Annotated in this window: 31 protein-coding genes and 2 tRNA genes; 8 read left to right on the plus strand and 25 right to left on the minus strand. The window is 69.8% G+C overall.

The genetic code is table 11. The features are described from left to right. Position 1 precedes the first annotated feature (1 nt). The 14 genes from PUW82_RS11470 to PUW82_RS11535 all read right to left on the minus strand — a co-directional run bounded on the left by PUW82_RS11470 (position 2) and on the right by PUW82_RS11535 (position 7,529). Entirely contained in the window at positions 2-1,336 is a 1,335-nt protein-coding gene (locus tag PUW82_RS11470) for a replicative DNA helicase (protein ID WP_274222415.1), read from the minus strand. Next, a complete protein-coding gene (locus PUW82_RS11475) occupies positions 1,333-1,707 on the minus strand; it encodes a hypothetical protein (RefSeq protein ID WP_274222416.1) in 375 nt (124 codons plus the stop codon). The genes PUW82_RS11470 and PUW82_RS11475 overlap by 4 nt, the downstream gene beginning before the upstream one ends. After that, positions 1,704-1,886: a hypothetical protein gene (locus tag PUW82_RS11480; protein ID WP_274222417.1), complete on the minus strand. Its 183-nt coding sequence runs from the start codon at positions 1,884-1,886 to the stop codon at positions 1,704-1,706. Before PUW82_RS11480 ends, PUW82_RS11475 begins: the two co-directional genes overlap by 4 nt. Beyond that, a complete protein-coding gene (locus PUW82_RS11485) occupies positions 1,883-2,674 on the minus strand; it encodes a helix-turn-helix domain-containing protein (RefSeq protein ID WP_274222418.1) in 792 nt (263 codons plus the stop codon). Before PUW82_RS11485 ends, PUW82_RS11480 begins: the two co-directional genes overlap by 4 nt. Continuing rightward, positions 2,665-3,072 carry a hypothetical protein gene (locus PUW82_RS11490; protein ID WP_274222419.1) on the minus strand — a complete coding sequence of 136 codons (408 nt, stop codon included), beginning with the start codon at positions 3,070-3,072 and terminating at the stop codon, positions 2,665-2,667. The genes PUW82_RS11485 and PUW82_RS11490 overlap by 10 nt, the downstream gene beginning before the upstream one ends. Further along, positions 3,069-3,551 (minus strand): hypothetical protein, encoded by a 483-nt coding sequence (locus tag PUW82_RS11495; protein ID WP_274222420.1) that lies wholly within the window; start codon positions 3,549-3,551, stop codon positions 3,069-3,071. The genes PUW82_RS11490 and PUW82_RS11495 overlap by 4 nt, the downstream gene beginning before the upstream one ends. Continuing rightward, positions 3,548-4,480, minus strand: coding sequence for a phage recombination protein Bet (gene bet / locus PUW82_RS11500; RefSeq protein WP_274222421.1), 933 nt, complete (start codon positions 4,478-4,480; stop codon positions 3,548-3,550). Before bet ends, PUW82_RS11495 begins: the two co-directional genes overlap by 4 nt. Next, entirely contained in the window at positions 4,477-5,502 is a 1,026-nt protein-coding gene (locus PUW82_RS11505) for a YqaJ viral recombinase family protein (protein WP_274222422.1), read from the minus strand. Before PUW82_RS11505 ends, bet begins: the two co-directional genes overlap by 4 nt. Further along, positions 5,499-5,813 (minus strand): hypothetical protein, encoded by a 315-nt coding sequence (locus PUW82_RS11510; RefSeq protein ID WP_274222423.1) that lies wholly within the window; start codon positions 5,811-5,813, stop codon positions 5,499-5,501. Before PUW82_RS11510 ends, PUW82_RS11505 begins: the two co-directional genes overlap by 4 nt. Then, the gene (locus tag PUW82_RS11515) at positions 5,810-6,274 is read right to left on the minus strand and encodes a RusA family crossover junction endodeoxyribonuclease (protein ID WP_274222424.1); all 465 of its coding nucleotides are present in this window, start codon (positions 6,272-6,274) and stop codon (positions 5,810-5,812) included. Before PUW82_RS11515 ends, PUW82_RS11510 begins: the two co-directional genes overlap by 4 nt. Before the next feature lie 109 nt (positions 6,275-6,383). Beyond that, positions 6,384-6,671, minus strand: coding sequence for a hypothetical protein (locus tag PUW82_RS11520; protein ID WP_274222425.1), 288 nt, complete (start codon positions 6,669-6,671; stop codon positions 6,384-6,386). 107 nt (positions 6,672-6,778) lie between these two features. Next, positions 6,779-7,009, minus strand: coding sequence for a hypothetical protein (locus PUW82_RS11525; protein ID WP_274222426.1), 231 nt, complete (start codon positions 7,007-7,009; stop codon positions 6,779-6,781). Further along, a complete protein-coding gene (locus PUW82_RS11530) occupies positions 7,006-7,260 on the minus strand; it encodes a helix-turn-helix transcriptional regulator (protein ID WP_274222427.1) in 255 nt (84 codons plus the stop codon). Before PUW82_RS11530 ends, PUW82_RS11525 begins: the two co-directional genes overlap by 4 nt. Then, complete coding sequence (locus tag PUW82_RS11535; RefSeq protein WP_274222428.1) at positions 7,257-7,529, minus strand: hypothetical protein; 273 nt, start codon at positions 7,527-7,529, stop codon at positions 7,257-7,259. The genes PUW82_RS11530 and PUW82_RS11535 overlap by 4 nt, the downstream gene beginning before the upstream one ends. A 120-nt stretch (positions 7,530-7,649) precedes the next feature. On the opposite strand from PUW82_RS11535, the gene PUW82_RS11540 reads away from it, so the two are divergent. Genes PUW82_RS11540 through PUW82_RS11550 form a run of 3 tightly spaced genes read left to right on the plus strand, consistent with a single transcriptional unit; the run spans position 7,650 to position 9,645 of the window. Continuing rightward, positions 7,650-8,018 (plus strand): helix-turn-helix transcriptional regulator, encoded by a 369-nt coding sequence (locus PUW82_RS11540; protein ID WP_274222429.1) that lies wholly within the window; start codon positions 7,650-7,652, stop codon positions 8,016-8,018. After that, positions 8,015-8,473 carry an ImmA/IrrE family metallo-endopeptidase gene (locus PUW82_RS11545; RefSeq protein ID WP_274222430.1) on the plus strand — a complete coding sequence of 153 codons (459 nt, stop codon included), beginning with the start codon at positions 8,015-8,017 and terminating at the stop codon, positions 8,471-8,473. Before PUW82_RS11540 ends, PUW82_RS11545 begins: the two co-directional genes overlap by 4 nt. Continuing rightward, on the plus strand, positions 8,473-9,645 hold the full coding sequence (locus PUW82_RS11550) for a site-specific integrase (protein ID WP_274222431.1): 1,173 nt from the start codon (positions 8,473-8,475) through the stop codon (positions 9,643-9,645). The genes PUW82_RS11545 and PUW82_RS11550 overlap by 1 nt, the downstream gene beginning before the upstream one ends. A gap of 50 nt (positions 9,646-9,695) precedes the next feature. Here the strand turns inward: PUW82_RS11550 and PUW82_RS11555 are convergent. Further along, positions 9,696-9,769: transfer RNA gene (locus tag PUW82_RS11555), tRNA-Ile, on the minus strand. Between the two features lie 45 nt (positions 9,770-9,814). Beyond that, entirely contained in the window at positions 9,815-10,804 is a 990-nt protein-coding gene (locus PUW82_RS11560; protein ID WP_274222432.1) for a DMT family transporter, read from the minus strand. Between the two features lie 43 nt (positions 10,805-10,847). On the opposite strand from PUW82_RS11560, the gene def reads away from it, so the two are divergent. From def to PUW82_RS11575, 3 genes are all read left to right on the plus strand, one after another. After that, positions 10,848-11,414, plus strand: coding sequence for a peptide deformylase (def, locus tag PUW82_RS11565; protein ID WP_274222433.1), 567 nt, complete (start codon positions 10,848-10,850; stop codon positions 11,412-11,414). 4 nt (positions 11,415-11,418) lie between these two features. After that, a complete protein-coding gene (glsA, locus tag PUW82_RS11570) occupies positions 11,419-12,345 on the plus strand; it encodes a glutaminase A (protein ID WP_274222434.1) in 927 nt (308 codons plus the stop codon). Between the two features lie 62 nt (positions 12,346-12,407). Continuing rightward, positions 12,408-13,853 carry an HNH endonuclease signature motif containing protein gene (locus tag PUW82_RS11575; protein WP_274222435.1) on the plus strand — a complete coding sequence of 482 codons (1,446 nt, stop codon included), beginning with the start codon at positions 12,408-12,410 and terminating at the stop codon, positions 13,851-13,853. Positions 13,854-14,022: 169 nt separating this feature from the next. Here PUW82_RS11575 and PUW82_RS11580 read toward each other — a convergent pair. The 5 genes from PUW82_RS11580 to dusB all read right to left on the minus strand — a co-directional run bounded on the left by PUW82_RS11580 (position 14,023) and on the right by dusB (position 19,407). Next, positions 14,023-14,095: transfer RNA gene (locus tag PUW82_RS11580), tRNA-Asn, on the minus strand. Positions 14,096-14,187: 92 nt separating this feature from the next. Further along, complete coding sequence (locus PUW82_RS11585; protein ID WP_274222436.1) at positions 14,188-14,955, minus strand: ATP-binding cassette domain-containing protein; 768 nt, start codon at positions 14,953-14,955, stop codon at positions 14,188-14,190. Positions 14,956-15,006: 51 nt separating this feature from the next. Continuing rightward, positions 15,007-16,881: a DNA primase gene (gene dnaG / locus PUW82_RS11590; RefSeq protein ID WP_274222437.1), complete on the minus strand. Its 1,875-nt coding sequence runs from the start codon at positions 16,879-16,881 to the stop codon at positions 15,007-15,009. After that, complete coding sequence (locus tag PUW82_RS11595) at positions 16,881-18,254, minus strand: deoxyguanosinetriphosphate triphosphohydrolase (protein ID WP_274222438.1); 1,374 nt, start codon at positions 18,252-18,254, stop codon at positions 16,881-16,883. Before PUW82_RS11595 ends, dnaG begins: the two co-directional genes overlap by 1 nt. Then, positions 18,244-19,407, minus strand: a complete 1,164-nt coding sequence (gene dusB / locus PUW82_RS11600) for a tRNA dihydrouridine synthase DusB (RefSeq protein WP_274222439.1) — start codon at positions 19,405-19,407, stop codon at positions 18,244-18,246. Before dusB ends, PUW82_RS11595 begins: the two co-directional genes overlap by 11 nt. Before the next feature lie 57 nt (positions 19,408-19,464). Here dusB and PUW82_RS11605 point away from each other — a divergent pair, with 57 nt between their 5' ends. Then, positions 19,465-19,965, plus strand: a complete 501-nt coding sequence (locus PUW82_RS11605) for a glutathione peroxidase (protein WP_274222440.1) — start codon at positions 19,465-19,467, stop codon at positions 19,963-19,965. A 7-nt stretch (positions 19,966-19,972) separates the two neighbouring features. On the opposite strand, the gene PUW82_RS11610 is transcribed toward PUW82_RS11605, so the two are convergent. Genes PUW82_RS11610 through recO form a run of 3 tightly spaced genes read right to left on the minus strand, consistent with a single transcriptional unit; the run spans position 19,973 to position 22,289 of the window. Next, positions 19,973-20,650: a DsbA family oxidoreductase gene (locus PUW82_RS11610; RefSeq protein ID WP_274222441.1), complete on the minus strand. Its 678-nt coding sequence runs from the start codon at positions 20,648-20,650 to the stop codon at positions 19,973-19,975. Positions 20,651-20,702: 52 nt separating this feature from the next. After that, entirely contained in the window at positions 20,703-21,506 is an 804-nt protein-coding gene (locus PUW82_RS11615) for an isoprenyl transferase (protein ID WP_274222442.1), read from the minus strand. A 54-nt stretch (positions 21,507-21,560) separates the two neighbouring features. Beyond that, positions 21,561-22,289 (minus strand): DNA repair protein RecO, encoded by a 729-nt coding sequence (gene recO / locus PUW82_RS11620; protein ID WP_274222443.1) that lies wholly within the window; start codon positions 22,287-22,289, stop codon positions 21,561-21,563. Between the two features lie 36 nt (positions 22,290-22,325). Here recO and PUW82_RS11625 point away from each other — a divergent pair, with 36 nt between their 5' ends. Next, on the plus strand, positions 22,326-23,012 hold the full coding sequence (locus PUW82_RS11625) for a trimeric intracellular cation channel family protein (protein WP_274222444.1): 687 nt from the start codon (positions 22,326-22,328) through the stop codon (positions 23,010-23,012). A 79-nt stretch (positions 23,013-23,091) separates the two neighbouring features. On the opposite strand, the gene PUW82_RS11630 is transcribed toward PUW82_RS11625, so the two are convergent. Beyond that, entirely contained in the window at positions 23,092-23,343 is a 252-nt protein-coding gene (locus PUW82_RS11630; protein WP_018186539.1) for a type B 50S ribosomal protein L31, read from the minus strand. Between the last annotated feature and the right edge of the window lie 39 nt (positions 23,344-23,382).

A 23,382-nucleotide genomic window follows, 5' to 3' on the forward strand; every position in this document is an offset into this window, starting at 1 on the left:
CTCAGTTCTCTCCTTCGTTGAATGCCGGCAGGGTTGCCGACGGTTGCCATGCGCGGGACACGACGCGGGAGAAGGTGCCCTCCCACTGCAGTGACACGCGGCCCTGCTGCCCTTGCCGGTTCTTCGCGATGTCCACGTCGAGCCGGTTCGGGGAGTTCTTCTCGTCGCGGTGCAGCAGCAGCACGGCGTCGGCGTCCTGCTCGATCGCGCCGGACTCGCGCAGGTCGGCGAGCGACGGCCGCGGGGTGCGGCGCTGCGTGGATCCGCGGTTCAGCTGCGACAGCGCGATCACGGGGGTGCCGAGCGACTGCGCCAGGAGCTTCAGGGACCGCGAGAACATCGCGACCTCGACCTGACGGGACTCGACCTTCTCCCCCGACGTGAGCAGCTGCAGGTAGTCGACGACGATCCCGCCGAGCTTCTGCCCCTTCGGCGCGCGGCGCGCGATCGTCCGAGCGAACGCCCGCACCTGCGTGATCGTCGACACCTCGTCCGACGTCGACACGAACAGCGGCAGCTGCTCGATCTGCTGGCGGACCATCGAGATGTTCTGCCACGCGGAGCTCGACACCTCGTGGTTCACGAGGGAGTGCAGCGACACCTGCGCGAGCTGCGCGACGAGACGTGCCATCAGGTCGTCGCGGGACATTTCGAGCGAGACGAACGCGACCGGCCCTTCCTTCGCGAGACGCAGCGCCGCCTGCAGGCCGACGATCGACTTGCCCTGACCGGGCCGCGCGCCGACGACGTAGAGCCCGCCGGGACGGAACCCGCCCAGGTGCTGGTTGATGTCCCACCACGGCGTCGGCACGTACCGCGGCTTCTCACCGAGCCCGTTCACGAACGACGCGAACGCGGCGCTGCCGAACGACTCCACCGCCGGCGCCGTCGTCGCGTCGATGCCGTCGACCTTCTCCCGGGCGAGCTCGATCGCCTCGAGCGCGTCGATGCCGGGGTTCGTCGCGAGCTGACCGATCGACGCGGACACGTCCAGGAGCCGGCGGCGCACGGCGTGCTCGTGCACGATGCCGGCGTAGTAGCCGCCGTTCGAGACCGTGGGCACGCTGTCGATCAGGCCGTGCACGTAGTTCGCGTCGAGCGACCCGACCAGCTGCCCGGCCGAGATCAGCTCGTCGACCACCGCGACCTGGTCCGTCGGCGAGCCGGCCTCGTACAGGCGGCGCACCGCGGCGTAGATCGTCTGGTGCTTCGGGTCGTACAGGTCGCCGGGTTCGACAATCGACAGGACCTCGTCGAGGACGTTCGTCGACAGCATGACCGCGCCGAGCACGGACGCCTCGGCCGACAGGTCGTAGGGGACGGGGATCTCGCTCACGGCTCGATCACCCCCAGCTCGCGCAGGACACGGGTCGGACGCTCCCCGGCGTCCAGGCGACGCTGGAACTCGTCGGGGTCTACCCCGTTACTCCGCAGCCATTCCGGGCCGTCAGCGAGCGCGACAGAACTCGGCGCGGGCTTCCACGTCTCCGACTCCCCCGCCCGGGCGACGATGTCCGCGGGCATCACGGCACGGGACTCCTCCCGGTAGTGGGCGGCGAGCGCATCCATCCCCGCGGGAAGCGACACGTCGGCAAGCACCCGGGACCAGGCGGTCGCCATGTCGGCGCGCTCCTGCGGGTCGCGACGGAGACGACCATCGAGCAGCGCCGCCTGCGTGAGCAACACATTCACCTCGCGGGCGTTCATCCGTGCCACCTGCACTTGTCCGTGTGCCCGCCCTGCGCGAACGAGGGCGTCGAGACCCAGCCGTTCTCACGGCCCGCCCGCAGTCGAAGCTCGAAGGCGTTCTCGGCGTCGCGCGCGGCGATCTGCTCGCGGCAGCCGTCGGCGTCGCAGGTCAGGACGTTGACCTTCCGGGCGGTCATGCGGACACCGCCAGACGCTGCTGCTCCTGCGCCGCGAGGATCGCGTCAGCCTGCCGGCCCGCATCAACCGTCGAAGCGTTGCCGTTGCGCGGTTCGGGTGTGGCGCCCGTCCAGCGCTCCTGGTTGAGCCACGTCGGCAGCTGCGGGATGTACTTGTGATCGACGCGCGCCCACGTCGCCCACACGGCAGCGTGAGCGCGCGCGGCCTCGATGATCGTCGTCCAGTCCGCCACCTTCAGCGCGGAGCGCAGCGACTTCTCGGCGACCTTCCGCGTCGCCCGACGAGAGGTCGGCCATACCTCCCAGATCGCGTCGAGTTGCAGAGGAACGGAGTCGACCGCTCCCGCATCGTCGGCGAGAGCCGACAGAAGATCTTCCGGCTGGTCTTCTTCCAGATGGTCTTCTGACTTGATGTTCTTCTTTGTGGCGGATTCACCGGATCCGGCTGAACCGGACACGGCTGAACCGGATCCGGAAAACCCGGACACGGTCGGCGGGTCGCACAGCTCGTACTCGATCTCGCCGAACTTCCCCGCCAGCGCGCGGGCCTGCGAACGCCGGACGTAACCGTGCTCGACCAGCTCCTGCAGTGCCGACTGAATCGCGTCCTTCCCCTCCTTGCCCGCTGCAGCGAGCGAGCGGATGGTGATGTGCCAGCCGATGCGGTGCGACATCACCTCAACCAGCAGGCCCCGCGCCCGACGAGACAGCCGCGCATCGCGCGCCCACTCGTTCGGCACCGCGGTGAACTGCTCATCGATCGAGAGCCGTGACCTCGTCACGCCCATGTCTTCTGCTCCACTTCCACTGCTCCGCCGTCGGCGGTGAGCACCACCTTCGTTCCGTCTTTCCGAGTCGCCGCCACGTTCAGCGGGTCGAACTCGGGACCGCGCGCGAGGCGCGGGATGCTGAGGCCGAGCTCGATCGCTCGGGTCTTGTCGTGGCTGACCGCCCCGTGACATCCGGTCGTGCCGGTGCCGCAGAGGATCAAGCCGTCGGCGCACGTGACCGTGGCCTTCTTGCCGCGGCCGCCGTTGCCGCGGTCGATGCGGTGATGCGCGGACCAGCCGCCGGCGAACGGCGCGGCACGGTGCTCCCACGCGAGGGGGCGACGGCAGTAGAAGCACGCGCCGCCCTCGCGCTGAAACATGGCCTGCACCTGGACAGGGCTGAACTCGGCGCTCACAGTCCGCCTCCGTGGCCCTGCGCCTCGGTCCGGTCGCCGGCGCGCTGGTCGGCGCGGTCCGTGCGGTGGTTCTCGAGGTCGTCGGCGATCGCCTTCAGGAACTCCCGGAGCGTGCGCTCCTCCTGCTCGGCGACCAGCCATGCACGGCGCTCGTCGACCGCCTCGGCTTCCGCCATGTCCTTCGCGAGAGCGACCGTGATCTTCTCCTCGCCTCGCAGCAGCTCGATCCGTCGGTTGAGCACCTTCTCCTCGTGGTCGGCGCGCGCCTGCGCCAGAGCCCGCCCCGCGATGCCGTGCTCGTCGCGCACCACGTACCGGACGGCCGCGAGCTGCTGGCCGAGGGTTCGGCCGGGGCCGACGTCTCGGAGACCAGCGACCAGGCGTCGGTGCAGGCGCACGTCGGGCTGAGGCGTGTCGATGCCGACGCGGCGCAGGAACTGCGCGACCCACGGCTCGAGCGGGGCGGACTCGGCGCTCATGCTGCGTCGCCGTTCGGGATGGTCGCGGTCGGCCACTCGTTGACGGGCTCGCCGTCCTCGACGATCTCGCCCTCGACGATGTCCTCAGCCGTCGGGGTCTCTTCGGGAAGCTGCTCGCGCAGCGCCCAGAGGTACTCCTTCAGCGTGCGGCCGTCGGCGATCGCGATGTCGAGATCGCCTGCCGCCGCAGCGTCGTTGAACACGGGACGCAGCTCGGCACGAGACCTCGCAGCGTTCGCAGGCGTGAGCCAGTCCTTCGACGGCGCGCGCACCTCGGCGGCCGTGGGCGGGTTGTCGGGCTGGGTGCCCGCTCGGCGCGCGTCCGAGGACACGGGAGCGTCTGCTGCAGGACGCGAGCCGGTGGGCGCAGCCTGGTCCATCTCCTCGGAGGTGTACAGGCCGGAGAGGTCCTGCGGGAACGCCTTCCGCAGCGCCAGCGCCTCCGCGCACTTCGCGAGCATCAGCGCCGGCATCTTCGACCACATCGGGCCGCCTGCGCTGTACGCCTTGAACGTCGCCACCGCGAAAAGCGGCTCACGGAACGACCGGCGGTAGACGCCGACCCGAGCAGCTGCGGGCGGCTGGGTGTCGTCGAGCCACACGTCCACCCAGGTGATGCCGTCCGCCGTCCACTGCGCGGCGGTCTGACCCTCGTACTCGCCCGAGCGCTCAGCGACGAGCCGGGCGCCGTCGATCGACATCTGGATGCCCCACTTGCCGCCACGCTCGATCGCGTAGATCTGGCGGGCGATCGGGTCGAGCCCCGTCCGGCGGCAGTGCGCGAGAAACGCCTCGACGACGGGTCGCGGTGCCAGGTGGCGGTTGTTGCCGTGCCCGGCGACGAGGCCGGCCGCCTCGACGAGCGCGGACTCCTGCGGAGACCACGAGTTCTGGTCGCCGTTCGTGGGCAATGCGAGAGCGGTGCTCACTTCTTCGTCCCCTTCCCCGCGGTCACAGTGATCCGCGGTGCTGTTCCCTTGCTGGTGCGCGTGAGCGTCACGGTGTGCTGCATCGCGAGCTCGTCCCATGCGGCCTGCAGCTTGAGCACCCGGGCCTTCGCCCGCTCGAGCGCCGCCGTCTCCTTCGGGTGAGCGGCCGCCGCAGCGTCGAGGTCGACCACGACGTCCTCGAACTCGGTATCCGGCTTCCCCGGCGTGAAGGTCACCCGGGCGAGCGGAGACTCCTGCCAGACGCCGGCGGCGATCAGCGCCTGGTACGCCGACTCCTTCAGCGCCTTGCCCTCCTTCTCGGCGGCCAGGCCGCGGAGGTAGTTCACGGCGTGCGTGTCCACGTCCTCGTCGATGACCGGGGCGCCGTGCTCGCGCTGACGGTCCAGCTCGGCGAGGAAGGCGTCCGCGATCTCGGTCAGCTCGGCGATCAGAGCGTCGTCGCGTTCGATCCAGTGGCGGTGCAGCGTGCCCGGCTCGAAGGTCCGGTCGGGCATCTCGATCCGCTCCTCGACCGCGAGCCGCCCGCGGACGCCACCGGTGACGTGCATCAGCCACTGCATCTGCGGGACGTAGCCCTTCTTCGCCAGGATCGGCGAGCCGGGCGGGAGGTCGTAGGCCGCCGTCTTGATCTCGGCGATCTCGATCTCCTCGTCCCACGTGACGCGGATGCCGTCGGGCGACGCGAGGTGCCGGGAGTTCTCCGGGTGGTGGAAGACACGCGACTCGGCGACGAACCCCTCGCCGGCGAGCTCGGCCGCGATGATCGGCTCGCGGGCGTTGCCCCAGTCGGTGTAGCGGTTGCCGGTGAAGGTGTCGGTCTTGCGCCCGAGCTTCAGGTCGACGAGGTCCTGCACCGTGATCGCACCGAGGTACAGGTCGCGGATCTCCGTCGCGGTCACACCGGCGCGGCGCTCAGCGAGCCACGCCTCACGGTTCTTGTCGGATGCGCCGGCGCGGGCCTCGAGGTCGGCGAGGACGGCGGGGAGGGTAACGGCGCTCACTCGCTGTCCTCGCCGTCGACGATCGCCAGCGCGTCCTGCCCGGTGCGCTTCTTGTACGCGGCGTCGCGCAACTTGAGCGCTGCCGTGATCGCGTCCGGCACGTGCAGGAGCTCGATGTGTACCTGCTTCAACAGCGGGTAGGTCTGCTCCCCGCGCTGCTTCGTCGGGACGTCTTCGACGACCCACGTGCTGATCGTGATCAACTGTTCTCCTGCAGGCAGCTCGACCAGTTCGTCCTCGATCCCGTAGAAGGAGTTCGAGTCGCCGGCGGGGTATGCGCGGTTGAACGCGGCGGGCTTGATCTCGGTCATGATGCGATTCCTTTCAGAGCGGCGGTCGCCGCGTTAGTGGTGAGAGCCGCGAGCACCGCGACCCTCTGGATTGGGGCGATGTCGACATGGACGCCGGGCTCCGGCCCGTAGACCTCCTCGACGACCAGGCGGACGACCTGCGCGTCGTCGCGCCAGACGTTCCCGGCGTCCGTGACCCCGTCGAGCAGGGCGCGGATGAGCTTGTCGAGGTCGGGAGTCACCGAGGGAAGCTCACGAGTGACCGACTTCCCGCGCGGCATCACGAACACCGCTGACACCTGCACGGCACCGTCGAGGGGCTGCTCGGCCCACCACGCCGACTGCGCGACGCGAGCCACCCCGGCGCGCCACGGCTTCAGCTGCGCCTTGTTGCTGTCGGTGAGCACGGCGCGTTTACCCACCACGAAGGCGGTCTTCGAGCCCTGCTGCACGGGGACGCCGGCGACGAAGAACCCGGTCATGCGATCACCGCCAGCCCGCAGCACAGCGCTGCGACGGCGACGACGAGCGCGACGGTGGCGACGACGAGGAGCCTGCGCTCGCGGCCGCTGATGACGGGACGGATGCCGCTCATGCGCGCACCGCCGTCAGGTCGAGCGCGGCGTCGCGCTTGTCGAGGTCGGCCTTCACGATCGAGCGCAGCTGCTCGACCCCGTTCACGTGGGTCTTCGCGACGGTGAACGCCTCGATCAGACCGGGCGCGACGGGCACGAGCGTCTCGCGCTCGGCCGGCGTCGCCGCCATCGCGGCGTGCAGCAGACGCATCCGGAAGTTCGTCGGCGCCTCGCCGAGTCGGTCGTCTCCGAAGTAGAACAGGACGTGCTTCGCGTCGGTGATCGACGCAGTGGACAGCTTCATGGTTGGGCTTTCGAGAGGTGTTGGAGATGCGCGGAGGCGCGACGAAACATCGGTGACGGCGGATGCCGCCCGAGATGAGGGGGGGAAGTGGGGCGCTGCGGTGCGCGCTACTGGGGGGAACCCGCCGGGGACTCGGCGTTGGGGGAAGCCGAGGCGCTGGGGGACGCGAGGTCCCCGGCGGGGGTCTGGGGTCGCCGTGCAGCGAAGATCGCGACGACGGCAAGGGGTGCGAGGGCGACGATGAAGTCAGCGGAGTTGACGACGGGCTCGAGCATCTCGGGCGTCACGAGAACGGCGAGGAGGACGACGGCGGCGGCGAGAACCACGCGGGTGATCACGGCTGCTCCCGAGTGGAGACCTTCGCGGCCTCGATCCAGGCGACGACGTCGGTCTCCGCGTAGAGAGTCAGGTGTCCGCGGGTGCCGGTCGGCTTCGAGAATCGGGGGCCAGTGCCGCGAGCACGCATCGCCTTGAGCGTTCCGACGGTCATCCCCGGAACCATCTCGCAGACCTCAGCAGGCGAGAGATACCGACCGGATGCCGCGGGTTGCCCCTTCGCGTGCAGCTGCACCACGTTGGCCGCACTCACGACGCCACCGCCATGCTGTGCTCCTGCGCACGCTCCGTCATCATCTGCGACCGCGCGACGCCGAGCCAGCGCGAGACGATGTCCAGCTCGTTGAGCGACAGCTCGATGTCGCCGGACATGCGACGCGACGCCGCACGAACACCGACGTTCAGCACCTTGGCGAGGTCGTTCGCGTTCAGGCGGCGGGCTGCGAGCTCTGCTCGGAGGTTCGCCGCGACGTGGTCCGCAAGCGTCGCTTTGCGGCCCGAGGTAACCAGTTCCTGACTCATGCCGACAGTATGCGTCTATTTAGACGCGGGAAGCAACACCAGATAAACGCAAGCTGTCCCACATAGACGCAGATGCGTCTCCCGTTGACGTTTTGCGTCTCGCGCGATACCTTCGGGGTCGTGGGAAGACAAGCAGAATCTGAGCCGGGCGAGTTCGCGAAGGCCGTGTCGCGGGAGTTCCGGAGGGAGCAGGGCGACCGTCGTCTGTCCGGGCGGCAGATCGCGAAGGAGATCGGGAAGTCAGAGAAGTACGTGCGCGAGCGCCTCGCTGACGTGCTCTCCTTCACGCTGAACGACATCGAGGCGTTCGCCCGATTTTGCGGCTACTCCCCCGAGGAGTTCGTCCAGCGCATCGAGCGTGACCTGCCCGCGCCGGAGCCGATCGACCTCGCCTCGCGACGTCGTGTCGCACCCCTCACCGAGGATGGTCTGCGCGACGCTGCCCGCCCCCGAGAGACCGAACCCGGCGAAGAACCCGAGACACCGTGACTCCCATCGACCAGCAGCTCCTCGACTATGCCGAGATGATCGGCGTCCGCATCGAGTACGTCGACCTCCCCGACGACCGCGACGGCCGCTACGTCCACGACCAGCGACTCATCCAACTGCGCCGAGGGATGTCGACCCGGCACCACCGGTCCGTACTCGCTCACGAACTCGGCCACGCCGCCTTCGCCGACCGCCCGACAGAGTTCGGGCCCGTGCACGCGAAGCAGGAACGGCGCGCGGAGGAATGGGCCGCGCTGCGCCTGGTCGACCTCGACGACTATCGTCACCTCGAGGCCGTCCATGCCGGACACCCGGGCGCGATCGCGGTCGACCTCGGCGTCATGCGAAGCATCGTCGTGGCGTTCCAGAACGTCCTCGAACGTCTCGGCGACACCGTGTACGTGCAGCCCCGGATGGGCGCCGGCATGTGGACGCACCGCGAGGACGTCGCCTGATGGCCGGGTCCATCAAGCCCTACGAAACCGCCGCAGGACGGCGCTACCGGGTCCGCTATCGGAAGCCCGACAAGCAGCAGACCGACAAGCGCGGCTTCAAGACGAAGCGCGACGCGGAGCTGTTCCTGGCATCCGTCACCGTCTCGAAAGCGAGCGGCCTGTACGTCGATCCGAGCAAAGGGAAGGCGACGATCGGGGAGCTCGGTCCGACGTGGCTCGAGAAGAAGTCGGGGCTCAAGCCCTCGACCATCAAGCCGATGCAGCTCGCCTGGCGCGTGTACGTCGAGCCACGGTGGGGTCGGGTCGCCGCGGTCGATGTGAAGGCGTCCGACGTCGAGGCGTGGATCACGCAGCTCTCCGCCGGGAAGGCTCCGGCTGCGCGTCTCGGTGGCCGCTCGAACGGACGCCCCCTCTCAGCGTCGAGCGTGCTCCGCGCTGTCGGGGTGCTGGCCGGCATCCTCGACGACGCGAAGCGTGACGGCCGGATCCACACGAACCCCGCACGCGGCACCGAGAACCTACCGAAGAAGAGCAGCGCGAAAGCACGCCGCTACCTCACCGACGCCGAGGTCATGCGCCTAGCCGCCGCGATCGCCGACCCGATGCGGTCGACCCTGATCGTGCTGCTCGCGTACTCCGGCATCCGGTGGAGCGAAGCCGTCGGGCTGCGCGTCCGAGATCTCAACATGCTCCGCCGACGGCTGCACGTGCGCCGACCTGTCGTCGAGATCGACGGGATCTTCCACGAAGGTGAGCCGAAGAACTGGGAGCGCCGCACCGTCGCGTTCCCCGCGTTCCTCGACGTCGCGCTCTCCGCGCTCTGCGCCGGCAAAGGCCCCGACGACACGGTGTTCTCCGACGGCCCGAACTACATCCGCCAGCCCCATACATCGAAGTCGTGGTTCCTCACCGCTCTGCGCGTCGCGGGCCTTGAGCGGATGACGCCACACGATCTCCGGCACACCGCCGCATCCCTCGCCGTCTCGTCCGGCGCGAACGTGAAGGTCATCCAGCGCATGCTCGGCCACAAGTCCGCCGCGATGACACTCGACACGTACGCCGATCTCTTCGACGAGGACCTCGACGAGGTGGCGACGAAGCTCGACGCACGCGCGACGGCCGCCGCAGATGTGGGCAAAGTGTGGGCAGAACTCGGATTCCGAGCCTCCTGAGGGCACAAAAAAAGCCCCCGGATCAGGGGGGAACCTGATCCGAGGGCTTGTAGGGCGGGTGGGACTTGAACCCACGATCGTCGGGTTATGAGCCCGCTGCCTTGACCAGCTTGGCCACCGCCCCCTGGGGGTTCGAGCCTATCGCGTGACGCCAGGACGCGCGGGGACGTCAGTCGTCCGCGGCCCGCCCCTTGCTGCCGCGTGGAATCGGCAGCTGCTGGCTGTCGAGGACGACCTGCGGATGGTTTCGCGCCAGCGAGGTGACGCCGTAGACCGCGACGGCACCCGCGATGATGAAGCCGACGAACGCGGGCCACGGTGCGGTGGCGGCCTCGCGCAGGATCGCGATGCCGATGATGACGGCGACGATCGGGTCGATCACGGTCAGGCCGGCGATGACGAGGTCAGGCGGACCCACGGAGTATGCGGTCTGCACGAAGTAGGCGCCGACTGCCGTGGCGGTGATGAGCCCGACGAGGCAGAGCAGGGTCAGCCACTCGAAGTCGCCGTTCTGGATCCGCGAGATGACGACCTTCGCGAGCGTCGCGACGAAGCCGTAGATGATGCCCGACGCCGCGATGTAGAACAGCGGCTTGGCGCCCTTGCGGACAAGCATCCACACGGCGCCCGAGATGAGGAGCACACCGGCGAGCAGCGCGAGGATCGTGATCAGCTGCGTCTGGTCGATCGGCTCCTCGGTCGCCACCAGGGCTGCCACCGTCACGAACGCCAGGATGCCGCCGACGCACAGGATGATGGACCGTACCGAGCGCCGCGTCGGCTTCACGCCCGTGATGCGCGCGTTCAGCAGAGTCGTGATGACGAGCGAGATCGCGCCGAGCGGCTGCACGAGGATCAGCGGCGCGAACGTGAGCGCGGCGAGCTGGCACACGATCGCGAGTCCGAGCATGACCGTGCCGACCACCCACGAGGGTCGCTTCAGCAGGCTGAACAGCTGTGCGCCGCTCAGTCCGGCGCTGCCGGACGAGTTCGTGAGTCGCTCCACCTTCTGCACCCCGCGGTGCTGGTACAGCGCTCCGAACGACATGAAGACGGCGCCGAGGAGGGCGAGAGGGATGCCGATGAGGATTCTGGGTTCGCGGAAGACGCCGATCAGCTGATCGGTGACGTCATCGAGGGACGCGACAAACGGAATCACCTCTTGACCCTAACGTCGAAGACCGCTCGATTAGGCTCGAAACGTGCCCGTTCTTCCGATTCGCATCATGGGCGATCCCGTCCTCCACGCCCCCGCCGCTCCCGTCTCCGAGATCACCGACGACATCCGTCAGCTCGTCGCCGACATGTACGAGACGATGGATGCCGCTCCGGGGGTGGGTCTCGCGGCCCCCCAGGTGGGCGTGGGGCTGCGGATCTACGTCTACACCTACCAGGATGACGACGGCAATCCTTGGCGCGGCGAGATCATCAACCCCGAGCTCTGGATCCGTCCGCTCGAGCCCGGCGCGCCCGACCCGGATGAGGAGTCGGAGGGGTGCCTGTCGTTCCCGGGTGAACGGTTCCCGCTGCGTCGGTCCGACGAGGCGCTCGTCACCGGCATCGACCTCGCGGGCTCGCCCGTCGAGCTGCGCGTCGACGGCTGGCGCGCTCGCATCATGCAGCACGAGTTCGACCACCTCGATGGCGTGCTCTACATCGATCGTCTCGACGACTCCGATTGGAAAACCACGCAGAAGATCGCGCGCAAGCGCGGCTGGGGGCGCCCCGGCAACGCGTGGTTGCCCGGCGTCGACGATCTGGACGCCTGAGCGCATGAGCGCCACGCGCACGCTGCAGGACTACGACCTCGACGCGCTGCGCGAGCGCGTGCTGCCCGAGAGCGCGGGGACCCGCGCCGACAGCATCCCCCAATTGGCCGAGGCCGACCCCGATCTCTTCGGCATCGCTCTCGCACTACCGGACGGCACGGTGAGGTCGAGCGGCGATGCCCGGGCGCCGTTCAGCATCCAATCGGCCGTCAAGCCGTTCCTGTTCGCCCTCGCCCTCGCCGACACCGACGGCGGCGCGCTCGATCGGGTGGGCATCGAGCCGACCGGCGAGGCGTTCGACGCGATCAAGCTCGAGAGCGACACGGGGCGTCCGCCGAACCCGATGGTCAACGCCGGAGCTATCCTGACCTGCGCGCTGGTCGACGGCGACGACCCGGAGGCCCGGGCCGAGCGCATCCGCGACGGCCTGTCGCGATTCGCCGGACGCACGCTGACCGTCGACGATGACGTTGCGCACAGCGAGCATCTGCTGGGTGACCGCAACCACGCGCTGGCGCACCTCATGCGCGCCGAAGGGACCCTGGACGATTCGGCGGATGACGCCGTCGCGGTCTACGCACGGGCGTGCGCCGTCACCGTCGACGTCGAGACCATGGCCGTCATGGGCGCGACGCTGGCGTTCGGCGGCGTGAACCCGATCACGGGCGAACGTGTGGTGTCACCCGAGATCGCCCGCGACGTCGTCGCGGTCATGGCGACCTGCGGCGTCTACGACGGCTCCGGCCGGTGGATGCGGGCTGTCGGCGTTCCGGCGAAGTCGAGCGTCTCGGGAGCCATCGTGCTGTCGGCCCCCGGCACGGTGGGTGCCGCGGTCGTGAGTCCGCCGCTCGACGAGCAGGGCACGAGCGTGCGCGGACGGATCACCGCCGAGACCCTGAGCGCCGACCTCGGACTCCACGTCTTCGGCTGAGCCGACGGCTTTCGGCCCCGCCCGCGAGGCGGGATGTCGGAGGTCAGTGACATCATTCGAACATGTCTTCGAATGATGGAGTTGGTAGCGGGGTCGGGAGCGACGCTGACGTCGCCGCGCTCGCGGAACTCGTCGCCGACGCCGAGCGGGTGACGGATGCCGCGCGCGCCGCGCAGATCCACGAGGTGCGCGTGCTCGCCGCGGCGGGGCGGCTGGCGGAGCAGCAGGCGGCGAGGGATGACGAGCGGATCACGGCCCGCGAGATGGCGCTGCGGAGCATCGCGGCCGAGCTCGCGGGGGTGTTCGTCACGACGGACCGGACGCTGCAACGACGCATAGACGAAGCGCGAGACCTCGTCGAGAACTACCCGGTGACGATGGAGGCGTGGGAAGCGGGACGCATCACGCGGGGGCACGTGCGAGTCATCCAGGACACCGGATGCGTCGTGCCCGCCGAGGTGCGAGGCGAGTTCGAGCGGGTCGCGATCGAACGGTGTGAGGGTGAGGCGCCGAACCGGGTGCGAGATGCGCTGGTGCATCTCGCGGAGAGACTGCATCCGCGCTCGTTCAGCGAACGGCACGAAGCGGCCGCGGCGGGGCGGTGCGTGCGCGTGCAGGCGGGGGCGGACGGGATGTCGGACCTGATCGCGACACTCCCGACCGCAATCGCCGAAGGCGTGGTCGACCGGCTCACGCCGCAGGCACGCGAGATCATCGACGCCCGCCCGCAGGCCGACGCGGCCGGAGCGGACGCGGGCGACGCGGGCGACGCGGGCGAAGCGGGCGAAGCGGGCGAAGCGGGCGCGGGCGGCGCGGCCGACGCAGACGCAGACGCGCCGCACGGCTCGTCGTTCTCGGGCGACACCCGCACGATCGACCAGATCCGCGCCGACGTGTTCGCCGACCTCCTCCTCGCCGGGGCACCCGCGCTCGACCCCACCGCTGACGGGGACGGCAACGGTGCGCTCGGGGCGATCCGCGCGAAGGTACAGGTCGTCGTCTCGGCACTCACTTTCACCGGCCAGGACGACGGGCCCGCCGACCTCGTCGGACGCTCCCCCATCGACGCAGCCACCGCCCGGCAACTCGCCGGCGACAACACCGCCTGGGACCGACTCCTCACCCACCCCGTCACCGGAACCGTCCTGGAATGCGACACCTACCAACCCACCGCCGCCATGCGGCGACTGCTCCGGGCGAGGGACCGGCACTGCCGATTCCCCGGATGCCGGCAACCCGCCATCAGATGCGAAATAGACCACACCCACGCGGCATCCGACGGCGGACCCACCCACGTGTGCAACCTCGCCCACCTCTGCAAGAGACATCACGACGTCAAACACCACACCCGCTGGCGCGTCCGACAGCTGGCAGGAGGACTGCTCGTGTGGACCTCCCCCACGGGGCGGGTCTACCGCGAAGACGCACCACCAGCGCTAGTCGCATTCGCTCCCGCGGCCGACGGTGCGCTTCCCGGCCCACCGCCACCGCCACCGCCACCGTTCTGAGCGCGCATTCCCGAGCGCACCGCCCACAGCTCGCCGTCCCAGCCGGGGCCGCTCTGACGCGCCGCGTCACGCCGCGCGATACCGGCGACATCATCCGGGCAAAGGTAAAGGCCCGGGGTGGAAGCCCGGGCCTTCGGTGAGAGCCGCGGTAGATAACGCGAATCTCTCGCTCCCCGGCTTGGACTCGAACCAAGAACCTATCGGTTAACAGCCGATTGCTCTGCCAATTGAGCTACCGAGGATCAGTCACCCGCTCGCGCTGGGCAACCCCTCTATATTAGCAAAGCTCTGGGCGTGCTGACGACATCGTCCGACCGCCGGGCGGGTCGGCGGGTCACGAGGCCCGGGAACGTCCGTCCGGGGTCCACGCCACCTCGGACGCGCTCGGTCCATAGCCGACCGGTCTCCCCGCGTGCAGCACGAGCGCGGCGGCATCCAACTCGTCGGCCGTCTCGGCGTCGTTGGTCGCGATGACGATCGCCATGCCGGTGTCGTCCCGCCGCGACAGCAGGGCCTCGCGCGCGGCGATGCGCACCTCGATGTCGAGGTTGGCGTAGGGGTCGTCGCCGATGAAGACCTTCGGGTCGAGCACGAGAGCGCGCGCCAGGGCGACGCGTTGCCGCATGCCCGCGCTCAATTCGTACGGGTACTGCGAGGCCGCACCGAGCGGCAGGTGCAGCTCGTCGAGCAGCGACGCGACACGTAGCGACAGGGCGCGCGGGCTGACGCGTCGGTCACGGGCCGTGATGGGCTCGGCGATCACCTCGGAGACCGTCAGACGCGCGGGCAGCGCGGCGCCGGCCGCCTGCGGCATGTGTCCCGCGTAGTACGTGAGCATCCGGCGAGACCGTCCGCCCTTGCGTGCCGAGATCCCGGTGACTTCGGCCAGACCCCCGACGACGCCGACGTCCGCAGGCGCCGTACCGGCCAGGACCGACAGCAGCGTCGACTTGCCCGAACCGGTCGCCCCCATCACGGCGAGCGCCTCACCCGCGCGCACCGTGAAGCTGACCCCCTCGACCACACGATCGGCGTCTCCGGTGCGTGCGATCGACAGATCGTCGCAGCGCACCGCGATCTCCGCGTCGGGTCGTCGGGACATGCGGTTCATCCTGCCTGTTTCGGCGGACGCGCGCCACTCGCGTCACCGTCGCTATTCGGTCTCCATGAGGCGCCGCACACGCACATCGAGGTCACGGATGGCCATGCCTATCGAGCGGAACTCCGCCGAGCCCGGCTCGAGGCGCTGCTGCGCGCTCCGCAGCTCCGCCTTCTCGCGTTCGAGTGCGCGCAGGCGGAGCTTGCGCAGCGACTCCATGGCCGTGGTCTGGGCGATCCGCTCGGTGCCCGCGGGGAAGTCCGCTGTCAGCAGCTCGATGGTGAGCGTGCGGTACGGCTCCCGCGTCGCGTCGACGGCGGCGGAGGTCCACCCGGGCTTCGTCAGGTCGGGCTGCATCGACACCGCTTGGCGGACGGCCTCGAGCGCGGGATGCGGCATGGGCAGCCCCAGTGCGATGTCCACGGCCTGCTTCTCGAGCAGATGCCCGTACTGCAGCACCCCCATGAGCGCGCGCTTCTCGAGTTCGAGCGCGGGCGGCAGCGACGCGAGGGTGACTCGAACCGACGCCGCCGACTCGCCCGCCGATGGGCCGGGGGCGGACGCTGCGGCATCCGCCCGTTGCGACGCCGCCCCGGGGGATGTCGCCGGAGCCCGGCGGGCGGCTCGTTCCACTTCGGGTTGGACCTCGGCGAGGTCGAGCCCGAGCTTGCGAGCCAGCACGCGGGTGTACCCCGGCCGGAGCGCGGCATCCCGGATGTCGGCGACGATCGGCGCCGCGGCACGCAGCGCCCCGATCTGCCCCTCCACCGTCGACAGGTCGTAGGTCGAGAGCCGCTGATCCATGACGAACTCGAACATCGGCGCCTTCGCGTCGATGAGCGCACGAACGGCGGCGTCTCCGCGGTGCAGCCGCAGGTCGCACGGATCGAGCCCTTCGGGCGCGACCGCCACGTAGGTCTGCGCCGCGAACCGCTTCTCTTCACCGAAGGCGCGCAGGGCGGCCTTCTGTCCGGCGGCATCCGGGTCGAAGGTGAAGACGACCTCGCCCGAACTGCCCTCACTGTCACCCATGACGCGGCGCAGCACGGTGATGTGCTCCGAGCCGAACGCCGTGCCGCACGATGCGATCGCGCCGGTGACACCGGCCAGATGGCACGCCATCACGTCGGTGTAACCCTCGACGACGACAGCGCGGTGCTCGCGCGAGATCGACTTCTTCGCAAGGTCGAGGCCGTACAGCACCGACGCCTTCTTGTAGATCGGCGTCTCGGGGGTGTTGAGGTACTTCGGACCCTGATCGTCGTCGTACAACCGGCGGGCGCCGAACCCGATCGTCTGCCCGGCGACATCCCGGATCGGCCAGACGAGGCGCCCACGGAACCGGTCGTACACACCGCGCTGCCCCTTCGAGACGAGGCCGCCGGCAAGCAGCTCGTCGTCGGTGTAGCCCTGCGAACGCAGCGCATCGCGCAGCGCCGACCACCCCTGCGGGGCGTACCCGACGCCGAAGTGCGCAGCAGCCCCGGCGTCGAACCCCCGCTCGCCGAGGAACTGCCGGGCCGCTTGCGCGTCAGGCGATGACAGCTGCGACCGGTAGAACTCCGCCGCCGCCGTGTGGGCGGCGTAGAGCCGCGAGCGGCCACTCGTCTCGGGGGCCGCCGCGCCGTCCTCGTAGTGCAGCGAGTACCCGATCCGCGCCGCGAGCCGCTCGACCGCCTCGGTGAACGACAGGTGATCCATCGCGCGCAGGAACGAGTAGACGTCGCCCGATTCACCGCAGCCGAAGCAGTGGTAATAGCCCACCTGCGGCCGGACATGGAAGCTCGGGCTGCGTTCGTCGTGGAACGGGCACAGGCCCTTGAGCGATCCGACGCCCGCGGACTTCAGCGCGACACGCTCGCCGACGATGTCACCGATGTTCGTGCGCGCCTTGACCTCTTCGATGTCTGTCTGCCGGATGCGCGCCATCAGAGCCCTTCGAGCGGCTCGGGCAGCGCGAAGTGGCTGGGCGCCGTCGCGCGCGGGTCGGACGACCACAGGCCGAGCTCGCGCAGGTCGACGGGACCCACGAGCCGGCCGTGCCATTCGATCGCGAACCGGTCGGTCAGTGTGGCGACCTGGTCGACGACGACGCGTCGGCGTTCGGCATCGGTCGTCGCGGCGGCGAAGTCCTCGGCGTGGAGCACATCGAGGTGCTCGGGGCGGTCCCACAGCGCGTCGGCGAGACGCCGCAGCACGCGCCGCTGCTCGTGATAGAGGCCCTTGCGTCCCTCGATCGAGACGACGAAGGCACCGATCACGCCCTTGAGCACGGCCATCTCGACCTCGATGACCCGCGGGACGATCACGCGCCCGCGGAACCGGGTGAGAACGGGGATGTCGTAGTGCTCGCGAGTCGCCGCGGTCGCCGCCCGCGCGAACCGGCCGATCAGATCGGACGTGAGGTTCTTCAGCCGGGCCATGTCGGCGCGCGACCCACCGTACGACGTCAGCCACTCCGGCAGCCGCGTGAGCCGGTACAGGGCGTCGCCCAGCTCGTCGCGCGTGAATCCGTACCCGACCCAGCTCTGGATCGCGGTCAGCAGTGCCTCGCGCTCGCGCGGGTCGGCGAGGCGGCGCGGGTCGAGGTAGCCGTTGAGCACGGCGTCCTCGAAATCGTGCACCGAATAGGCGATGTCGTCGGAGAGATCCATGACCTCGGCCTCGATGCAGCGCAGCCGCCCCGGGGCGTCCTCGCGCATCCAGCGGAACACCGCCTCGTCCTCGGGATAGACGCCGAACTTCTGGCGCCCGCCGGGGTCCGGGATGGCGTGTTCGACCGTCCACGGGTACTTGCACGTCGCGTCGAGGCTCGCGCGGGTGAGGTTCAGCCCCGCGCTCTGCCCGAAGGCGTCGACGACCTTCGGCTCGAGGCGCGAGAGGATGCGCAGCGACTGCGCGTTGCCCTCGAAGCCGCCGATGTCCTCGGCCCAGTCGTTGAGCGCGCGTTCGCCGTTGTGCCCGAACGGCGGATGCCCGAGGTCGTGGCACAGGCACGCGGTGTCGACCACGTCGGGCGAGAGCTCCAGGGCGATCGCCAGTTCGCGTCCGACTTGCGCGACCTCGAGCGAGTGCGTCAGCCGGTTGCGGGCGAAGTCGGCGGGGCTCGCCGGGCTGAGCACCTGCGTCTTCGCGGCAAGGCGGCGCAGCGCTCCCGAGTGCAGCACCCGGGCGCGGTCGCGCGCGAAGCTGTCGCGACGCGAGCGGTGCTCTTCGCGGTGGTAGCGGGCGGCGTCGTGGTCGTCGTAACCGGTGGGGCGTCCCGCCGAGACCCCCACGCCGCTCGTCGCGTCAGCCGCCACTGTTCTCGATCTCCGCTGCTGCGATGGCCGACGACTCCGCCGCATCGACGTCGCGCGACTCGAGCCAGCGATCGGGCAGTGCCGGCCGCTTCGGGGTGCCCGCGCGTCCTCGCTGGCCTTCCGCCGCGGCACCGGGGTACGGCGCCGCGGCGTCGAGGGTCGCGAGAATCTCGTCGATCTCGGCCAGGCTCGATGCGGTCGCCAGCCGGGCGCGTGTGTCGCCGCCGACCGGGTAGCCCTTGAAGTACCAGGCGACGTGCTTGCGGATGTCTCGGCATCCGCGCCCCTCGTCGTCGAAGAACTCCACGAGCAGCTCGGCGTGCCGTCGGAAGGCCGCCGCGACGAACCCGAGCGTCGCGTCGACCTCGGGCCCGGCGGAACCCGGACCGCCAAGGGCGCGCGCGAGATCGCCGAAGAGCCAGGGACGGCCCAGGCAGCCGCGACCGACGACGACGCCGTCGCAGCCGGTCTCGGCCATCATCCGGGCGGCGTCGTCAGCGGACCAGATGTCGCCGTTGCCGAGAACCGGAACACTCGTGACGGCCTGTTTGAGCGCCGCGATGGCGTCCCAATCGGCGTGGCCGGAGTAGAACTCCGCCGCAGTGCGCGCGTGCAGGGCGATGGCGGCGACCCCGGCGTCCTCGGCGATGCGACCCGCGTCGAGGAAGGTGAGGTGGTCGGCATCGATGCCCTTGCGCATCTTGACCGTCAGCGGAACGTCGCCGGCGGCGCGGGCCGCGCGCGTGACGATGTCACGGAACAGATCGAGCTTCCAGGGCAGCGCGGCTCCCCCGCCCTTGCGGGTGACCTTGGGCACGGGGCAGCCGAAGTTCAGGTCGATGTGGTCGGCACGGTCCTCGTCGACCAGCAGCCGCACAGCCGCCTCGGTCGTGGCCGGATCGACACCGTAGAGCTGGATGGATCTCGGCGTCTCGGACTCGTGGTGGGTGATGAGCCGCATCGTGGTCGCGTTGCGTTCGACCAGCGCGCGCGTCGTGATCATCTCGCTGACGTACAGGCCGGCACCGTACTCGCGACACAGACGTCGGAAGGCGGTGTTGGTGATGCCCGCCATGGGGGCGAGCACGACCGGCGCGTCCAGCGCGATGGGGCCGATCCGCAGGGGCGGCGGGGCGGACAGGACGGTACTCACCGGATCATTCTCCCAGAAGGACGGGCGGGCGAAGGCGGCCGGGCGTAGCCTGTGGGTGTGACCGAGGCGACCACCGACATCCGTTCGATTCCCTTCTCGGCGGCGGACGGCGCCGCCACGACCCTGGGCGATCTCGGCGACGGCGTGCTGCTCGTCGTGAACGTCGCATCGAAATGCGGCCTGACGCCCCAGTACGAGCAGCTCGAACAGCTGCAGCGCACCTACGGCGAGCGCGGCCTGCAGGTCGTGGGGTTCCCGTGCAACCAGTTCATGGGGCAGGAGCCGGGGTCGATGGACGAGATCCTCGACTACTGCGCGATGACGTGGGGCGTGAGCTTCCCGATCATGGACAAGGTCCGCGTCAACGGGTCGCACGCCGCTCCGCTGTACAAGGCACTGAAGAAGATCCGCAACGCCGAGGGCGCGAAGGGGCCGGTCATGTGGAACTTCGAGAAGTTCGTCGTGACCCCGGCGGGTGAGGTGCACCGGTTCCGCCCGCAGACGAAGCCCGACGCACCCGAGATCGTCGCCCTGATCGAGGCGAACCTGCCCCGCTGACGCTCGTCTACTCGGCGACGGCGACCGCGTCGCGCTCGGCCCACACCTGGCGTGCGATCTGCGCGAACGCGTCCGCCGGCTGGGCGCCCGAGACGCCGTACTTGCCGTCGATGACGAAGAACGGCACCCCGTTGATCCCATAGGAGCGGGCCTGGTCCTGGTCGGCTCGCACGGCGGTGAGGTACTCCCCCGTCTCGAGCGCGTCTCGGGCGGCGTCGGCGTCGAGCCCTGCCTCGGCGGCGAGCTCGACGAGCTCGTCGACACGGCCCACGTGGCGTCCCTCGGTGAAGTAGGCCGCCATCAGGCGCTCGGTCATCTCGTGCTGACGCCCCTGGGCCTTGGCGAAGTGCAGCAGCTCGTGGGCCTTGACCGTGTTGGTGTGCTTGAGGATGTCGAAGTGGTAGTCCAGGCCGGCATCCTTCGCCACGCCCGTGACGTTCTCCAGCATCTGCTGGACCTGCTCGCGCGGCATGCCCTTGTGGCTCGAGAGGAAGTCGAGCTCGTCGCCGTCGAAGTCGACGGGGGTGTCGGGCGAGAGTTCGAACGAGTGGAAGGTCACCTCGACGCGCGGGGCGTCGTCATCCTCCGCCGTCGCGGCCAGTCCGGCCTCGAGGTTGCGCTTGCCGATGTAGCACCACGGGCAGGCGATGTCGCTCCACACGTCGATCTTGATTGCGTCCGTCACGTCGGGTGCAACGTTCGCGCGACCGAGCGCTATTCCCTCGTGCCGGTGCGGCTCAGGCCGTCGGCGCGTCGACGGCGCCGCCGAATCGCCGGTCGCGCGAGAGATACAGCTCGATCGCACCCCACAGGTCGGTGCGCGAGAAGTCCGGCCACAGCGTGTCGAGGAACACCATCTCGGCGTAGGCGGCCTCCCACAGCAGGAAGTTCGACGTGCGCTGTTCGCCGCTGGAGCGGATGAAGAGGTCGACGTCGGGCATGTCGGGCACGTAGAGGTGTCGACGCAGCGTCTTCTCGGTGATCGCCGAAGGCTTCATGCGTCCCGCGGCGATCTGCTCGCCCATCGCGCGCATCGCGTCGATGATCTCGTGGCGGCCGCCGTAGTTCACGCACATCGTGAGGGTCAGCACATCGTTGTCGCGGGTCAGCTTCTCGGCGAACTGCAGCTCGGAGATCACCGAACCCCACAGCCGCGGCCGGCGACCCGCCCAACGCACGCGCACGCCCCACTCGTTCAGCTGATCGCGACGACGGTGCAGCACATCGCGGTTGTAGCCCATGAGGAAGCGCACCTCGTCGGGTGAACGCGACCAGTTCTCGGTCGAGAACGCGTACACGCTCAGGTGCTTCACCCCGGCCTGGATCGCGCCGGCGACGACGTCGAGCAGCACTTCCTCACCCGCGCGATGGCCCTCGATGCGCGTGAGGCCACGGCGGTTCGCCCAGCGCCCGTTGCCGTCCATCACGATGGCCACGTGAGCGGGCACGCCGCCGCGCGGGAAGGCGGGCGGGTAGACGCCGGTCCAGTCGAGCGGACGATAGGGCACGGCGTCGCGGTGGGTGTACGGCTGGGGACTCATCGGTTCGAGCCTAGAGCCCCCGGCTGGCGGCGCGGTGTGGCGACGCGCTCGCCCTCACCGCCCGACGCCGATGTGGCCGAGCGACCGGATGCCGCGCTCGAGATGCCACTGCGCGTACGCCGCGATGAGTCCCGACGCGGATGCCGCCGCGTGCGGGCTGCCCGCGTCGACGACATCCCATTCGCCGGCGATGAGCGCGCGCAGCCGGTCGCCCGTCTCGGGGGCGATGCGCGCCGACCCGGCGGGGGCGCAGGCATCGCACACCGACCCGCCGAGGGGGGCGACGAAGCCCGGGTGCGGGCCGGTGCGGCCGCAGCGGGCGCAGGCGTCGAGCGAGGGCGCCCAGCCCGAGAGGGCCATCGCGCGCAGCAGGTACGAGTCCAGCACCGCGCGGCTGTCGTGCTCGCCGCGGGACAGTGCCCGGAGTCCCCCGACCAGCAGAAGGTATTGCTGCGGCGTCGTCTCGGCCTCGTTCAACCGGTCGGCGGCCTCGACCATCGCCGAGGCCGAGGTGTAGCGGTCGTAGTCCGCCGCGATGTCGGCGCCGTAGGAGCCGAGCGACTCGGCCTGCTGGACGATGTCGAGCGAGCGGCCCTTGTACATCTGCACGTCCGCGACCATGAACGGCTCGAGCCGCGCGCCGAAGCGCGACGAGGTGCGCCGTACGCCCTTCGCGACGCCGCGGAGCTTGCCGTGGCGACGGCTGAGCATCGTCACGATGCGGTCGGCCTCGCCCAGCTTGTGGGTACGGAGGATCACGACCTCGTCGCGGTAGGTGGGCACCCATCGATTATCCCGCCGACCCACGACAATGGATCCGTGACGCAGACTCAGTTCGTGATCCCGCTGTGGGCCGATCTCACCGCGGTCGGACTCGGCGGCGTGCAGGGAGCGCTCTTCGCCTCGGGCTTCGTCGGCAAACGCCGTCTCGATCCCCTCGGCGTGGTCATCATCGGCATCCTCATCGGCATGGGCGGCGGTCTGATCCGCGACCTGCTGCTGAATGTTCCCCCGGTCACGCTGCAGAGCAACTGGTACCTGATCACGGCCACGACCGCCGCCCTCGTGGGGATGCTGCTGTCGAACGTTTTCCAGCGCCTGAACGCCGTCATCATCGGCCTCGATGCCGTCGTCATCGGGCTGTTCGGAGCCTTCGGCACGAGCAAGGCGCTGTCGCTGGGACTGCCGATCGTGCCGGCGATCTTCATCGGCTCGTGCGCCGCCGTCGGCGGCAGCATCCTGCGCGACGTCATCCTGGGGCTCCCCGTCGCGATCATGCACGTGGGCTCGCTCTACGCCGTCGCGGCCGCCGCCGGCTGCGCAGTCCTCGCGGGAACCGTCACCTTCGGCGCGCCGCTCGTGGTCGCGGCGATCATCGGCATCGTCGTGACGACGATCATCCGGTTGCTCGCCGTCGTGTTCGACATCTCGCTGCCCGAGCAGCGCGCGCTGCACCGTCGCAAAGTGGCCGTCGAGACGTCCGCCATCCCGATCGTCCGGGACTGACCGGACACCACGACACCCGGAGACGACCGCACCGGGAAACGACAACGGCCCCGCCGAAGCGGGGCCGTTGCGGTGTGGCTTACTTGGAGCCGAAGTTCTTGAAGCGCTGGTTGAACTTCTCGACGCGGCCGGCCGAGTCCATGATGCGCTGCTTGCCCGTGTAGAACGGGTGCGAAGCGGACGAGATCTCGACGTCGATGACCGGGTAGGTCTCGCCGTCCAGCTCGATCGTCTTGTCGCTCGAGACCGTCGAACGGGTCAGGAAGGTCTCGCCGGAGCCGAGGTCGCGGAAAACGACGGCGCGGTACTCGGGGTGGATGTCAGTCTTCATGGGTTTCCTTACGTGGTGCCCTGGATTTTGCCAGGGCGA

This window comes from Microbacterium thalli (assembly GCF_028737325.1).
Classification (GTDB): Bacteria; Actinomycetota; Actinomycetes; order Actinomycetales; family Microbacteriaceae; genus Microbacterium; species Microbacterium thalli.

Bases quoted from the DNA above. Each gene is read 5' to 3' on its own strand.
- PUW82_RS11550 (WP_274222431.1), top strand. From the start codon at position 8,473: ATGGCCGGGTCCATCAAGCCCTACGAAACCGCCGCAGGACGGCGCTAC.
- PUW82_RS11485 (WP_274222418.1), bottom strand. From the start codon at position 2,674: ATGGGCGTGACGAGGTCACGGCTCTCGATCGATGAGCAGTTCACCGCG.
- dnaG (WP_274222437.1), bottom strand. From the start codon at position 16,881: ATGGCGCGCATCCGGCAGACAGACATCGAAGAGGTCAAGGCGCGCACG.
- PUW82_RS11535 (WP_274222428.1), bottom strand. From the start codon at position 7,529: ATGAGTCAGGAACTGGTTACCTCGGGCCGCAAAGCGACGCTTGCGGAC.
- PUW82_RS11520 (WP_274222425.1), bottom strand. From the start codon at position 6,671: ATGAAGCTGTCCACTGCGTCGATCACCGACGCGAAGCACGTCCTGTTC.
- PUW82_RS11575 (WP_274222435.1), top strand. From the start codon at position 12,408: ATGTCTTCGAATGATGGAGTTGGTAGCGGGGTCGGGAGCGACGCTGAC.
- glsA (WP_274222434.1), top strand. From the start codon at position 11,419: ATGAGCGCCACGCGCACGCTGCAGGACTACGACCTCGACGCGCTGCGC.
- PUW82_RS11630 (WP_018186539.1), bottom strand. From the start codon at position 23,343: ATGAAGACTGACATCCACCCCGAGTACCGCGCCGTCGTTTTCCGCGAC.
- PUW82_RS11510 (WP_274222423.1), bottom strand. From the start codon at position 5,813: ATGACCGAGATCAAGCCCGCCGCGTTCAACCGCGCATACCCCGCCGGC.
- PUW82_RS11615 (WP_274222442.1), bottom strand. From the start codon at position 21,506: ATGAGTCCCCAGCCGTACACCCACCGCGACGCCGTGCCCTATCGTCCG.
- PUW82_RS11585 (WP_274222436.1), bottom strand. From the start codon at position 14,955: ATGTCCCGACGACCCGACGCGGAGATCGCGGTGCGCTGCGACGATCTG.
- PUW82_RS11515 (WP_274222424.1), bottom strand. From the start codon at position 6,274: ATGACCGGGTTCTTCGTCGCCGGCGTCCCCGTGCAGCAGGGCTCGAAG.
- PUW82_RS11495 (WP_274222420.1), bottom strand. From the start codon at position 3,551: ATGAGCGCCGAGTCCGCCCCGCTCGAGCCGTGGGTCGCGCAGTTCCTG.
- PUW82_RS11480 (WP_274222417.1), bottom strand. From the start codon at position 1,886: ATGACCGCCCGGAAGGTCAACGTCCTGACCTGCGACGCCGACGGCTGC.
- PUW82_RS11475 (WP_274222416.1), bottom strand. From the start codon at position 1,707: ATGAACGCCCGCGAGGTGAATGTGTTGCTCACGCAGGCGGCGCTGCTC.